12 protein-coding genes are annotated in these 14,183 nt (G+C 66.5%); all 12 read left to right on the top strand.

Translation table 11 applies throughout. The features are described 5' to 3' along the window. Positions 1-80 precede the first annotated feature (80 nt). The 12 genes from SIN08_RS23515 (at position 81) to metK (ending at position 14,178) form a co-directional block, all read left to right on the top strand. Positions 81-2,102, top strand: coding sequence for a hydantoinase/oxoprolinase family protein (locus SIN08_RS23515; protein ID WP_322454046.1), 2,022 nt, complete (start codon positions 81-83; stop codon positions 2,100-2,102). Positions 2,103-2,159: 57 nt separating this feature from the next. Next, a complete protein-coding gene (locus tag SIN08_RS23510; protein ID WP_322454045.1) occupies positions 2,160-4,334 on the top strand; it encodes a malate synthase G in 2,175 nt (724 codons plus the stop codon). A gap of 47 nt (positions 4,335-4,381) precedes the next feature. Beyond that, positions 4,382-5,059 carry a tRNA (adenosine(37)-N6)-threonylcarbamoyltransferase complex dimerization subunit type 1 TsaB gene (gene tsaB / locus SIN08_RS23505; protein WP_322454044.1) on the top strand — a complete coding sequence of 226 codons (678 nt, stop codon included), beginning with the start codon at positions 4,382-4,384 and terminating at the stop codon, positions 5,057-5,059. After that, the gene (gene rimI, locus SIN08_RS23500; protein ID WP_322454043.1) at positions 5,059-5,553 is read left to right on the top strand and encodes a ribosomal protein S18-alanine N-acetyltransferase; all 495 of its coding nucleotides are present in this window, start codon (positions 5,059-5,061) and stop codon (positions 5,551-5,553) included. Before tsaB ends, rimI begins: the two co-directional genes overlap by 1 nt. An 8-nt stretch (positions 5,554-5,561) precedes the next feature. After that, a complete protein-coding gene (locus SIN08_RS23495; protein WP_416208126.1) occupies positions 5,562-6,410 on the top strand; it encodes a lysophospholipid acyltransferase family protein in 849 nt (282 codons plus the stop codon). A gap of 52 nt (positions 6,411-6,462) precedes the next feature. Further along, positions 6,463-7,896, top strand: a complete 1,434-nt coding sequence (gene miaB / locus SIN08_RS23490) for a tRNA (N6-isopentenyl adenosine(37)-C2)-methylthiotransferase MiaB (protein ID WP_322454074.1) — start codon at positions 6,463-6,465, stop codon at positions 7,894-7,896. Between the two features lie 44 nt (positions 7,897-7,940). Beyond that, positions 7,941-8,936 (top strand): PhoH family protein, encoded by a 996-nt coding sequence (locus tag SIN08_RS23485; protein ID WP_322454042.1) that lies wholly within the window; start codon positions 7,941-7,943, stop codon positions 8,934-8,936. Then, complete coding sequence (gene ybeY, locus SIN08_RS23480) at positions 8,929-9,423, top strand: rRNA maturation RNase YbeY (RefSeq protein ID WP_322454041.1); 495 nt, start codon at positions 8,929-8,931, stop codon at positions 9,421-9,423. Before SIN08_RS23485 ends, ybeY begins: the two co-directional genes overlap by 8 nt. Before the next feature lie 27 nt (positions 9,424-9,450). Further along, positions 9,451-10,506: a hemolysin family protein gene (locus tag SIN08_RS23475; protein ID WP_322454040.1), complete on the top strand. Its 1,056-nt coding sequence runs from the start codon at positions 9,451-9,453 to the stop codon at positions 10,504-10,506. A 169-nt stretch (positions 10,507-10,675) separates the two neighbouring features. Next, positions 10,676-12,217, top strand: coding sequence for an apolipoprotein N-acyltransferase (gene lnt / locus SIN08_RS23470; RefSeq protein WP_322454039.1), 1,542 nt, complete (start codon positions 10,676-10,678; stop codon positions 12,215-12,217). A gap of 121 nt (positions 12,218-12,338) precedes the next feature. After that, complete coding sequence (locus SIN08_RS23465; RefSeq protein ID WP_322454038.1) at positions 12,339-12,752, top strand: helix-turn-helix domain-containing protein; 414 nt, start codon at positions 12,339-12,341, stop codon at positions 12,750-12,752. 148 nt (positions 12,753-12,900) lie between these two features. Next, on the top strand, positions 12,901-14,178 hold the full coding sequence (gene metK / locus SIN08_RS23460) for a methionine adenosyltransferase (RefSeq protein ID WP_322454037.1): 1,278 nt from the start codon (positions 12,901-12,903) through the stop codon (positions 14,176-14,178). The last annotated feature ends 5 nt before the right edge of the window (positions 14,179-14,183 follow it).

The following is a 14,183-nucleotide window of genomic DNA, read 5'->3' as shown; positions in this document are numbered from 1 at the left end:
CCTTCTCCATTTGCGGGCTTCCCCGGCACTCCGGTCTGGGCTACAGCCCGGCTGACGCAACAGGCCCGGCCACGACAGGAATGCAGCACCCCGACACCGCAAACGCGCCGCTTCTCCTCGGCATCGACACGGGCGGTACCTACACCGACGCGGTTCTTTACGACGAGGCCGCGGGTGTGATGGCCAAGGCCAAGGCGCTGACCACGCGGCACGACCTTGCCGTGGGGATTGCCAGAGCGGTGGACAAGGTGCTGGCCCCCGGAACCGGGGGGCGCGGGATCGGCCTCGTCTCCATGTCGACCACGCTGGCCACCAATGCGCTGGTAGAAGGCCAGGGCGGGCGCGTGGGGCTGGTGATGATCGGTTTCGAGGAGGCCGATCTGGCACGCGACGGACTGCGTCAGGCGCTCGGGCGGGACCCCGTGCTCTTCCTTGCCGGCGGGCATGACGGTCTGGGCAACGAGCGCCCGCTCGACACCGCGCCGCTGGCACCGTGGCTGGAGAAGGTCGCGCCGGCCGTCACCGCCTTCGCGATCTGCGCCTACTTCGCCGTGCGCGATCCGGCGCACGAACAGGCCGTCGCCACGACCATCCGCGCGCGGACCGGCCTGCCGGTGACCGCCAGCCACGAGTTGTCGGTCCGGCTCGGCGGGCCGCGCCGTGCCCTCACGACGCTTTTGAATGCCCGCCTGATCGCGCTCATCGATCGCCTGATCGCCTCGGCGGGCGGCTTTCTGGAGACGCGCGGCATCACCGCGCCGCTGATGGTCGTACGCGGAGACGGGGCGCTGGTTTCGGCCGATCTCGCCCGTGTCCGGCCCATCGAGACCATCCTGTCCGGTCCGGCGGCAAGTCTCGTCGGCGCACACCACCTGACCGGAATCGATGAGGCGGTCGTGGCCGATATCGGCGGCACAACGACGGACGTGGCGCTGCTCTTTAAGGGGCGGCCGCGCCTCGACCCGCAAGGCGCCATGGTGGGCGGTTACCGCACCATGGTGGAGGCGGTGGCCATGCGCACCTTCGGCCTGGGCGGCGATTCGGAGGTTTCGCTGGAAAACGGCACGCTGGATCCCGTCCTGCGCCTCGGCCCGCGCCGCCTCGTGCCCTTGTCGCTGGCGGAGACGCTCTTTCCCGGCGCCGTGTTGCCGCAACTGGAGCGCCAGCTCCGGCGCGGGCAGCCGGCGCGCCTCGACGGCCGGTTCGCCTTCTCGACCGGATTGCCGGAGCGTTACGCGGCGGGTTTGAGTGCCAGCGAAGCGCGGCTTTATGCCCGCCTGGGCCCGGCGCCGCTGCCGCTCGACACCGTTCTGGGAGGGGGCACGGAATTGGCCGTTCTGGAGCGGCTCGTCGCCCGCGGATTGGTTCAGACATCCGGCTTTACGCCGTCGGATGCCGCCCATGTGACGGGAGGGCAGGAGGGCTGGGAAATTGCGGCCGCGCGCGTCGGCGCGGCCCTTTTTGCGCGGCGGCCGGATGGGCGCGGGCGTGCGTTGGAAAGCGATGCCGATGCTCTTTGTGCGCGCGTCCTGCGTCTGCTCGAGCGCCGTTCGGTGGAGGCGGTGCTGGAGACAGCCTTCGTGGAGGACGGCCTGGAGGGCGCGGTTTCGGTGGCGCATCCCCTGGTCGTCAGGGCGCTCGATAAACGGGAGGGCGTGGCGCGCCTTTCGCTGACGTTGGACAGGCCGGTGATCGGGCTCGGGGCCTCGGCGCCGCTGCATTATGCCGCGCTGGGGAAGCACCTTGGAACGGAATGCATCCTGCCTCGCCATCTGGACGTCGCCAGCGCCATCGGCGCGGTGGCCGGCCAGGTGCGGGTTACGGTCGAGGCCGAGGTCGTGCAGCCGCAGGAAGGGCTTTTCCGCGTCTCCGTGGGATCGGAGACGGGCACCTTCCCGACGGAAGAGGACGCCCTCTCCTTCGCCGAAGAAGAGGCGCGCGCGCAGGCTGCCGCCCGCGCGGCGGCAAGCGGCGCCGAAACACCGGTGTTGCATTCGCAACGCCGGGTGCAGGCGGTCGAGGCGGAGGGCCGGCGCCTTTTTCTCGGGGCCACGATCGAAGCTGTCGCGACAGGGCGCCCGCGCACCGCCTGCGGCGATTGACCGCACGTCGCCGGCGTGATCAAACCGCGCCCAAGTGAATCGAGTGGAGATGTACTGATGAGTGATCGCGTCGAGATTCACGGGCTGAAGATTGCCCGAGAGCTCTACGATTTTGCCATGAAGGAGGCCTTGCCTGGCACGGGCGTCGAAGCGGACGGCTTCTGGAAAAGCCTCGCCGCGATCGTTGACGCGCTCACGCCGGAAAACCGCGCGTTGCTTGAAAGGCGTGACCAACTGCAGGCGACGCTCGATGCCTGGTACCGTGAAAACGGCCTGCCCGCCGATGCGGCGTCCCACGAAGCCTTCCTGCGCGAGATCGGCTACCTGCTGCCGGAAGGCCCGGGTTTCAGCGTCACGACGGAGAATGTCGATCCGGAGATCGCCGAGGTCGCCGGCCCCCAGCTCGTCGTGCCGTTGATAAACGCGCGCTATGCGCTGAATGCGGCGAACGCCCGCTGGGGCTCGCTCTACGATGCGCTCTACGGCACGGACGTCATTGCCGAAAGCGACGGGGCGGAACGGGGCAGGGGGTACAACCCGAAGCGCGGCGAGAAGGTGGTCGCCTGGGCACGCGCCTTCCTCGACGAATGCGCACCGCTTGAAGGCGCACGCTGGGCGGATGCGATCGGCCTTGCCGTCGAGGACGGAAAGCTGGTCGTGAAGACCGCGACGGGGCGTGCCGGCTTGCAAGAGCCGGCCCGGTTCGCCGGCTACGAAGGCGAGCGCGAGGCGCCGTCCGGGATCGTTCTTCGGCGCAACGGTCTGCATGCGCGCGTCGTCGTCGACCGTGACCACCCCATCGGCCGGACCGACAGTGCCGGCATCGCCGACGTGGCCCTGGAATCGGCGCTGACGACCATCATGGATTGCGAGGATTCCATCGCCGCCGTCGATGCGGAAGACAAGGTGCTGGCCTACCGCAACTGGCTGGGCCTGATGAAGGGCGATCTGGCAGCCGAGGTGCGCAAGGGAGACGAGATCTTCACCCGCCGGCTCAACCCTGATCTGTCCTACCGCGCGCCGGACGGTGGCGAACGCATGCTCAAGGGCCGTGCGCTCATGCTGGTGCGCAATGTCGGCCACCTGATGACCAGCCCGGCGATCCTCGACCGCGACGGCAACGAGGCGCCGGAGGGCATCGTGGACGCCATGTTCACCGCCATGATCGCGCTGCACGACATCGGCTCCGGGGGTCGCCACTTGAACAGCCGCACCGGGTCGATCTACATCGTCCAGCCGAAGATGCACGGCCCCGAGGAGGTCGCCTTCACGGTCGACCTCTTCGGCCGCGTCGAGGATGCGCTCGGGCTATCGCGCAATACACTGAAGATGGGCCTCATGGACGAGGAGCGGCGCACCACCGTCAACCTCGCGGAATGCATCCGCGCCGCCTCCGAACGCGTGGTCTTCATCAACACGGGCTTCCTCGACCGTACCGGCGACGAGATCCACACCTCCATGGAGGCCGGGCCGATGATCCGCAAGAACGACATGAAGTCCTCCGCCTGGATCGCCGCCTATGAGGACTGGAACGTCGATGTCGGGCTAAAATGCGGGCTTTCCGGCCGGGCGCAGATCGGCAAGGGCATGTGGGCGATGCCCGACAGGATGGCGGCCATGCTGGAGCAGAAGATCGGCCAGCCGCAAGCCGGCGCCAACACCGCCTGGGTGCCCTCGCCCACGGCGGCCACGCTGCACGCCACGCACTATCACAAGGTGGACGTGAAGGCCGTTCAGGAAAAGCTGAAGGGCCGCCCGCGTGCCAGCCTTTCCGACCTCCTGTCCGTGCCGGTCGCCACACGGCCGAACTGGGCCGCGGACGAGATCAAGCAGGAGCTCGACAACAACGCGCAGGGAATCCTCGGTTATGTGGTGCGCTGGATCGACCAGGGGATCGGCTGCTCCAAGGTGCCGGACATCAATGATGTCGGCCTGATGGAGGACCGCGCTACCCTGCGCATCTCCTCCCAGCACATCGCCAACTGGCTGCACCACGGCGTGGTGACCCCTGAGCAGGTGATGAACACGATGAAGCGCATGGCCGAAGTCGTCGACCGGCAGAACGCCGGCGACCCCAACTACACGCCCATGGCGCCGGATTTCGACGCCTCCATCGCCTTCCAGGCGGCTTGCGACCTCGTCTTCAAGGGCCGCGAGCAGCCGAACGGCTACACCGAGCCGGTGCTGCATGCACGCCGGCTGGAGAAGAAGGAGCGGGACCGGGCCAGGTAGAGTTATGCTTGTCCGAGATAGCGCTTCTGCTTTAATACGGCTGTCCCATGAAAATCCTGGCCATCGATACCGCTGCCTCGCTCTGCGCGGCCTGTGTTTACGATAGCGACGCCCGAGCGGAAGCCGGGCGCGCCGTCATCGACCTGGGCAAAGGCCACGCCGAGCACGTCATGCGCGTCATCGGGGAGGCGCTGCAGGCGGCGGACACCGCCTACGACGCGGTGGACGCGGTCGCGGTGTCGGTCGGCCCCGGCTCCTTCACCGGCGTGCGCGTGGGCGTGGCGGCGGCACGCGGGCTTGCATTGGCGCTGAAGATACCCGCCATCGGCGTGACCACGCTCGAGGCGCTCGCGGTCGAGGCGCAGGACTCCTTTCCAGGCCGCCCCGTCCTGGTCGTGGTAGGCAACCGGCCCGACAGCCTCGCCGCCGCACTTTACGACGCCACCGGCGCTTGCACCCAAGCGCCTGCGCTTGCCTCTCTGGACCGGCTGGCGGAGAGCGCGCGTGCTGCTCGGCCCGTTCTGGCCGGCAATGCGGCGCCCCTCGTGGCCGAAGCCGCCGCGGGCGATGTCGACCTGGGTCCGCAGCGCGCGACGGCGGATATCGGCGTCTATGCCCGGATCGCCGCCGGTCGACCGGCGGGTGAAAGTCCGAGGCCCCTTTATCTGCGCGCGCCCGACGCCAGGCCGCAGACAGCCTATGCCCTGCCCCTGAAAGAACGCTGATGGCCGCGTCGTTTTTCCCCTTCCGCCGCCGGAGCTACACGGTGCGCGCGCTGGAAAGCGCCGACAGCGAAGCGCTTGCGGCGCTGCACATGGAGGATTTCACCCGCCCCTGGACGGAAGATGAATTCACCGCCCTTCTCGGGGAGGGGGCGGTCTTCGGCTTTGCCGCGGTGGAGGAGGGCGCCCCCGGCACGAAACCCTGCGGTTTTGTCCTGGCGCGCATGGCTGCGGGCGAAGCCGAGATTCTCACGCTGGCTGTCGGCCACGCCTATCGTCGCCGTGGACTCGGCTACATGCTGATGGATGCGGTCCTGCGCCATCTTCATGCCGAACGCGCCGAGGCGCTGTTCCTCGAGGTGGACGAGACCAACCACCCGGCGATCGCCCTTTACCGCCGGCTCGGCTTCCGCGAGGTGGGCCGTCGTCCGGAGTACTACGAGCACAAGGCCTCGGGCCGGACGGCAGCGCTGGTGATGCGCCGCGATTTGCGGTAGGAATACCCGTGTCCATTGGAAAATTCCTCCGCTTTGTGAAGTATCCGGCGATACTTCTGCTCGTTGCCGTCTACACGTTGCCCCTGATGCTGATACAGGAGATTGCGTTGCGCACCGGCTGGTGGAGTGATCGCATCGCCCCGCGGCTGTGGCACCGGCTGACGTTGAGGCTTCTGGGCATACGCGTTCATGTGCGAGGCGGGGTAATGCCGGAGCGGCCGCTGCTGATCGTGGCGAACCACGTGTCCTGGACCGACATTCTGGTTCTCGGGGCGCTCGACGGCGTCCATTTCGTCGCCAAGGCGGAGGTGCGGGACTGGCCGGTGATGGGGACGTTCGCACGGCTGCAGCGTTCGGTCTTCGTGGAGCGCGAGCGCAGGCGCGCTTCGCCCGGCCAGGTGCGCGAGATCGCCGCGCGGCTCGCCGACGGCGATCCGATGGTCCTGTTCGCCGAGGGCACGACCGGCGACGGCAACCGCGTGCTGCCCTTCAAGACCAGTCTCTTCGGCGCCGCGCAGGCGGCGCTCGCCGCACTTCGGTCCGAACGGGTGCTGGTGCAGCCCGTCGCCATAGCCTATATGCGCCGCAATGGTCTCCTGCTCGACCTGCGCGAGCGTGCCGATATCGCCTGGATCGGCGATATGGCGTTGCTGCCGCACCTCAAGATCCTGCTTGCCGCGGGCACGGTGGACGTCGAGGTGTGCTTCGGCGAACCCATTCCCTTCTCTGCGGGATCGGACCGCAAGACGGTCGCGCGCAGGGCAGAGAAGGCGGTGCGCGCCATGCTGGTCGGCGCGCTTCGCCGGCGGGAGGCGGAAACTGAATCGGACGAAGGGCAAAAACCAGCTGTTTTTTGACCCGCAAAAACGTTAGGAAACCGGCATGGAACAGAACACGGCGCCGGAGATTATGAGCGGCAAGGAAACGCCCGGGACGGGCACGGTCGACACCGCTACCAAGAAGGTCTTCGTGAAGACCTATGGCTGCCAGATGAACGTATACGATTCCCAGCGCATGACCGACGCGCTGGCGGCGGACGGCTACTGCGCAACGGATGTCATCGAGGATGCCGACCTCGTACTTCTCAACACCTGCCACATTCGCGAGAAAGCGGCCGAGAAGGTTTATTCGGAGCTCGGGCGCATTCGCCAGTTGAAGGAAGAGCGCGCCAAAGACGGGCGCGAGACGCTGATCGGCGTGTCGGGCTGTGTCGCCCAGGCCGAGGGGCGCGAGATCCTGCGCCGCGCGCCGGCGGTCGATCTCGTCATCGGGCCGCAGACCTATCATCGCCTTCCCGCCGTGGTGAAGCGCGCCAGGGGCGGCGAGAAGATTGTCGAGACCGAATACGCCATCGAGGACAAGTTCGCGCATCTGCCGCACCCGGAAGGCCGGATAGTGAGGAGCCGGGGCGTCACCGCCTTCCTCACCGTACAGGAAGGCTGCGACAAGTTCTGCACCTTCTGCGTTGTGCCCTATACGCGCGGCGCGGAGGTATCTCGCCCGGTGTCGCAGATCGTGGCCGAGGCGGAGCGCCTGGCCGCATCCGGCGTGCGCGAGGTGACGCTGCTCGGCCAGAACGTGAACGCCTGGCACGGCGAGGGTGTGGACGGGCGCGAATGGGGGCTCGGCGAGCTGCTGTTCCGGCTGGCCGAAATTCCCGGCATCGACCGGCTGCGCTACACCACGAGCCACCCGCGCGACATGGATGACGCGCTGATCGCCGCCCATCGCGACCTCGACAAGCTGATGCCCTATCTGCACCTGCCGGTGCAGGCCGGCTCCGACCGAATCCTGAAGGCCATGAACCGCCGGCATACGGCGGAGGAGTATCTGCGCCTCATCGAGCGCATCCGCGCCGCCCGCCCGGACATCGCCATGTCGGGCGACTTCATCGTCGGCTTCCCCGGAGAGACGGAGGAGGATTTTGCGGAGACCATGCGCCTCGTGCGCGCGGTCGGCTATGCGCAGGCCTTCTCCTTCAAGTATTCGCCGCGGCCGGGCACGCCCGGCGCCGATATGGCCGATCACGTGCCCGAAGCCGTGAAGGGCGAGCGCCTGCAGCGCCTGCAGGCGCTTCTCACCGAACAGCAGCGCGATTTCGCCCGAAGCCTCGTCGGCACCGAGATCGACCTGCTTCTGGAGAAGCCCGGCCGCGAGGCCGGCCAGCTCGTCGGCCGTTCGCCCTGGCTGCAGCCGGTGATTGTTGATGACGCGGCGGGCAGAATCGGCGACATTGTGAAGGTGCGGATCGCGCGGGCCGGACCCAACAGCCTGTTTGCCGATCCTGTTGGTGAGATCGGCGCGCCGGAACGTGCCGAGGCCACAAAGGGGGTGTACGTTTGAACGCGGGCATGGAGCTGCGGAATGCGCCCTCCGGGGCCTCGGACATGGCACACATCGTGCTGACCTTCGACAACAACAAACTCGCCGGGGCGCTTTACGGTCCGTTTGACGAGAATCTGGCGCGTATCGAGCAGAAGCTCGGCGTCGACATCAACTCGAAGGGCAATCAGCTTTCCATCAAGGGCGAGACGACGGCGGCCGAGCAGGCCCGCCGCGCCCTCGACTATCTCTACGGGCTGGTGCAGGGCGGCACGGAGCTGTCCGCCTCCGAAGTCGACGGCGCGGTGCGTCTTGCGCAGGCGGCGGACGACCAGTTGAGCCTGCCCACCCTGGAATCGAAGGGCAAGCTTGCCGCCGCGCAGATTTCCACGCGCAAGCGCACCGTCTATGCCCGCTCGGCCAACCAGGACGCCTATATGCGCGCCCTGGAGCGCGCGGAACTCGTTTTCGGCATCGGCCCGGCCGGCACAGGCAAGACCTTCCTGGCCGTTGCCTACGCCGCCATGCTGCTCGAGCGCGGCATGGTGGAACGCATCGTCCTGTCGCGGCCGGCGGTGGAAGCGGGCGAACGGCTCGGCTTCCTTCCCGGCGATATGCGCGAGAAGGTCGACCCCTATCTGCGCCCGCTCTATGACGCGCTCTACGACATGATCCCGGCCGACAAGGTCGAGCGCGCGCTCGCCGCCGACGTCATCGAGATTGCCCCGCTCGCCTTCATGCGCGGGCGCACGCTCAACAATGCCGTGGTGATCCTCGACGAGGCGCAGAACACCACGCCGATGCAGATGAAGATGTTCCTGACCCGCCTCGGCGAGAACGGACGCATGATCGTCACCGGCGACCCCAGCCAGATCGACCTGCCGCCCAACACGAAATCCGGCCTTGTCGAGGCCCTGCAGGTGCTGAAGGACATCGAGGGGATCGTCACCGTGCGCTTCAACGAAAAGGACGTGGTCCGCCATCCGTTGGTGGCGGCGATCGTCGAGGCTTATGACCGCAAGGCCCCAAGCACGCCGCCGGCGGCCCGGAAAGATGGATAATCGAGACGCCGCGGCCGGTACTGCGCTCGCCATCGACATGACCATCGAAGCGGGCGGCTGGCCGCCCGAGGAGGCGTTGGGCGAGCTGGCGCGGCGCGCGGTGGCCGCGGCCTCGGCCGTGACCAAGATGGACACGCCGCACACGCTCGGCATTCTCTTTACGGAAGACGAGGAGATCCGCGCTCTGAACGCCCGTTTCCGCGGCAAGGACAAGCCGACCAACGTGCTGTCCTTCCCCGCACCCGACAATGCCGGCCTGCCGGGCGGGCCCCCGCATCTGGGCGACATCGCGCTTGCCTATGGGACGGTTGTCCGCGAGGCCCGGGCGGAGGGGAAGCCCTTCGATCATCATCTTAGCCATCTCATCGTTCACGGCTTTCTGCATCTCGTGGGCTATGATCACGAGACGGATCGGGAGGCGGACGAGATGGAGGAACTCGAACGCGCTGTTCTCAAGGGCCTTGCCATCGCCGATCCCTATGCCTAATTGTGTGGTGCAAACGACTGAAAGACGATGACTGACACTTCAATGATCGCCGTCGGCGAGCCGCCGGACGGCGAAAGCGGATCCCCTGCGGAGGGGGAAGAGGGGTCGAGTAGACCGCCGCAGCGCGCTCAAGCAGGTCCATCGCTGTTCAACCGGCTGGCCGCCTTCTTGGGTTTGCGCAACGGCACCTCCCTGCGCGAGGATCTTGCCGACGCGCTTCACGAACACACCGCCGATACGACCTCCTTCTCGCCTGGCGAGCGGGCGATGCTGCAGAACATCCTGCGCCTGCGCGAATTGCGCGTGGAGGATGTTATGGTTGCGCGCGCCGAGATTCAGGCGGTGGACCTGTCGACCAGGCTGGGTGACCTTCTCAACATTTTCGAACGTGGTGCGCACTCGCGCATGCCCGTCTACGCGGAATCGCTCGACGATCCGCGCGGCATGGTGCACATCCGCGACGTGGTGGGCCATCTCATCCGCGCAGCGCGCCAGAAGAAGGGACGTGGCAACCGCAAAACCGAAGCCAACGCGCCGCTCCTTCTGGGTGACGTCGATCTCGACCGCCCCATCGAGGAGCTCAACATCGTGCGTCCGCTCCTCTTCGTGCCGCCTTCCATGCTGGCCTCCGACCTGATGGCGCGGATGCAGGCCGGCCGCATTCAGATGGCGCTTGTCATCGACGAATATGGCGGCACGGACGGACTCGTCTCCTTGGAGGACATCGTCGAGATGGTCATCGGCGACATCGAGGACGAGCACGACGAGAACGAACCGATGATCGAGAAGACCGGCGACGGCATTTTCCTCGTCGACGCGAGGGCGGAGATCGAGGATGTGGCCAAGGCGATCGGCGACGGCTTCGGCCCCGGCGAGCACGCCGAGGACGTGGATACGATCGGCGGCATGATCTTCAACACGCTCGGTCGTGTGCCGGCGCGCGGCGAGGTGGTGCAGGCGATCCCCGGCTTCGAGTTCCATGTGATCGACGCCGATCCCCGCCGCGTCAAGCGCGTGCGGATCGTCCAGGGCCGGACGGCGGAACGTCGCCGCCGCATCCTGAAGCCGGTGGAGCGGCAGTAGAGCTTCGCGCTTCTTTGTCGCGTATGGGATCCCGCCGGCACCCGCGCCCTTTGAGATCGGTCCGGGCCCGAAATTTCCCGATCGGCTAAGAAAGCCTGCGACGGCACGTTTGGAGCGGGCGGCGCCGGCTGGTAAGTCTACTCACCTGATTCGGGGTGCGGGTGTCCTGATGGAGCGGTTTGCCGGTCGAGTGATCCTGCTTTGGGGGTGGCAGCGGCGGCTTGCCGCCGTCTTCGCCGGCGCGGTAGCGGCGCTCGGCCTTGCGCCTGTCGACTTTCCCGCGGCCGGGTTCATCGCCTTCCCCATGCTGGTCTGGCTGCTGGACGGCGCGGTGGGGACAGGTGGCCGGGCAAGCCAGTTTCTCTCCGCCTTCGCAACCGGCTGGTGGTTCGGCTTCGGTTATTTCCTGGCCGGTCTATGGTGGATCGGCGCCGCCTTCATCGGTCCGCAAGGATCTGCCGGATGGGCACTGCCGCTCGCCGTCCTCGGCGTGCCGGCGCTGCTCGCCGTCTTCCATGGTCTTGCCGCGCTTGCCACACGGCTGTTGTGGAGCGATGGCGCCGGGCGCATCGGCGCGCTCGCCTTCGGCTTCGGTGCGGCCGAGTGGCTTCGTGCGATGCTGTCTCCGGGACTGGCATGGAATGTTGTCGGCTTTGTCGCGATGCCTGTTCCGCTTTTCATGCAGGCAGCGCAACTCGTGGGCGTTTTCGGCGTCACCAGCCTGGCCGTCTACGTGTTCTCCGCACCCGCCCTTCTTGCCGCCGGCCGTGGCGCGCGGCTGGGGCTTGGCCTTGCCGTTCTGCTTTCCGCCGCCTTTTTCGGCTACGGTTATCTGAATCTCGCCACCGCGCCGCAGCCTGAGCGCTTCGTCCCGGTCCGTATCGTGCAGGCCGGTGCGCGCGACGGCGATTTCGAGCAAGTCTTCGCGGCCTATCGAACGCTTACCGCCGCCCCTGGCCCGGACGGCGCGAGCCCGCGTCTGATCCTGTGGCCGGAACTGGCGATCCCCGCGGTCCTTGCCGACCGGCCCGATATCCTCGCGGCGTTGGGAGAGACACTGGGCGAGGGTGAGGTCCTGCTCGCCGGCGCCATGCGCGACGAGGAGGGCGAGACCGGTGCGCGCCGGCTCTACGATTCCGTCGTGGTGGTGGAAAGCAGCGGCGCGATCGCAGATGCTGCGGACAGGGTGCATTTCCCGCCGTCTGCGATTTTTCTGAAGCGCCCGGCCGGCATTGAGGCGGAAGTGCCGCAGCCGTTCTCCGGCGGAAACGGTGGAGATCTGCTGTCCCTGCCGGAAGAGATGACGGCCATACCGCTTATCGGCAGTGAAGCCGTGGTCCCCGGCATCGCCGCTGTGACGGAAGGCCGGGCCGATCTCATCGTCAACCCGGCGGATTTTTCTCGTTTTACGGGAACGCCGGGTCCCGGCCAGTACCTGCGCCATGCCCAGTTGCGCGCGGTGGAGGCCGGTCTGCCGTTGCTGTTGGCGACCCCTGACGGTATTTCCGCTGCCGTCGATGCCCGCGGCCGAATCATAGATGCTTTTTCAGCCGGTCGCGGCGTGCTCGACGTGTCGTTGCCTTTGGAGCGATCGTATTTTTTTGAAAGAGAAAACTTTGTTATGGGGGATATCAAGCAGCGCGGGCTTACATTTGTCATTTTTTTTGGCATGCTCACGCTGCTGTTAAACATACGCGGCCGCTCGAATTGACAACACGAGACCGGCCTCCACATAAGAGTAGGCGGCTCAATCCTGCATGGTTGTTGGGGAGGCGATCCCTCAAGGGCATGGCCTTTACAAACTTGGAATTGAAGCCGTACGTGAGGGACAGATGAACAACAACAAGAAGAGGCCGAATCCGATCGATGTTCATGTTGGAAGCAGAATAAGGCTCCGTCGGAACATGCTCGGTATCAGCCAGGAGAAGCTGGGCGAGAGCCTTGGCATCACTTTCCAGCAGATCCAGAAATACGAGAAGGGCACCAACCGTGTCGGCGCCAGCCGGCTGCAGGCAATCGCTTCGATCCTCAATGCACCGGTGTCGTTCTTCTTCGAGGGGGCTCCGGGCGAGGACGGCGCTCCGGGTTTCGGAGAGGAGGGCTCGACATTCGTCACGGATTTCCTGAGCACATCCGAGGGCATCCAGCTCAACCGTGCGTTCGTGAAGATCAGCGATCCCAAGGTGCGGCGCCGGGTCCTGGACCTGGTGAAGGCCTTGGCGACGGAGGCTGCCGACAACGAATGATCCCGGATGGCGTGTCAGACGCCTTGTAAGGTTCAAGCGAAGGGGGCCTGCCACGGGCGACCAAATTTCTTGACCAATTCTGTGGCGACCGGCTAACAAGGTTTTCGCCAGATTGCCGAATGCCGGTTTTTTCTCAGTGGGGTCACCCGTGGCGCGCAAGAACTATCTCTTCACAAGTGAATCGGTTTCCGAAGGTCATCCGGACAAGGTCTGCGACCGCATCTCGGATGAGATTGTCGATCTCGTCTACCGTGAGGCGAGGAAGGAAGGTATGGATCCGTGGAAGGTCCGCGTTGCCTGCGAGACGCTGGCCACCACCAACCGCGTCGTCATCGCCGGCGAGGTGCGCGTGCCGCAGAGCCTGCTCAAGCGGGACAAGGACGGTAACATTCTCAAGGACAAGTTCGGCAATCCCCTCATCAACCCGTCCAAATTCCGTTCGGCTGCGCGCCGCGCGATCCGTTCCATCGGCTACGAGCAGGACGGTTTCCACTGGAAGAACGCCAAGGTGGACGTGCTTTTGCACGGCCAGTCGCCGGACATCGGCCAGGGCGTCGACAGCGCCGCCGACCGGCAGGGCGAGGAAGGCGCGGGCGACCAGGGCATCATGTTCGGCTACGCCTGCCGCGAGACGCCGGATCTCATGCCGGCACCGATCTACTATGCCCATCGCATCCTTCAGCTTCTCGCCGAGGCGCGCAAGGCAGGGGTCGGCGATGCGGCCAAGCTCGGCCCGGACGCCAAGAGTCAGGTGACCGTGCGCTACGCCGACGGCAAACCGGTGGCCGCCACCGAGATCGTGCTGTCCACCCAGCATCTCGATCCTTCCTGGGACAGCAAGAAGGTGCGTGAGGTGGTGGAGCCCTATATCCGCGAGGCGCTGTCGAGCGGCGGGCTTGCGGTCGACGATAACTGCCACTGGTACATCAATCCCACCGGCAAGTTCGTGGTCGGCGGGCCGGACGGTGATGCCGGGCTGACCGGCCGTAAGATCATCGTCGACACCTATGGCGGCGCGGCACCCCATGGCGGGGGCGCGTTCTCCGGCAAGGACACGACCAAGGTGGATCGCTCGGCCGCCTACGCCGCGCGCTACCTGGCCAAGAATGTCGTTGCGGCCGGCCTCGCCGACCGCTGCACGATTCAGCTTTCCTACGCCATTGGCGTTGCCCAGCCCCTTTCGGTCTATGTCGACCTGCACGGGACGGGCCGCGTCACGGAGGAGGAGGTGGAAATCGCCATCCGCCAGGCAATGGATCTTTCGCCGTCCGGAATCCGGCGCCATCTCGACCTGAACCGCCCCGTCTATGCCAAGACCGCAGCCTACGGCCATTTCGGCCGCAAGCCGGGGCGCGACGGTTCCTTCTCCTGGGAGCGGCTGGATTTGGCCAAGTCGTTGAAGCAGGCGCTGGCCGCCGCGGCCTGACCCTT

The organism is Chelativorans sp. M5D2P16, from assembly GCF_034427935.1.
Taxonomy (GTDB): Bacteria; Pseudomonadota; Alphaproteobacteria; order Rhizobiales; family Rhizobiaceae; genus Chelativorans.
This window is presented reverse-complemented; position numbering and strand designations above follow the sequence as displayed.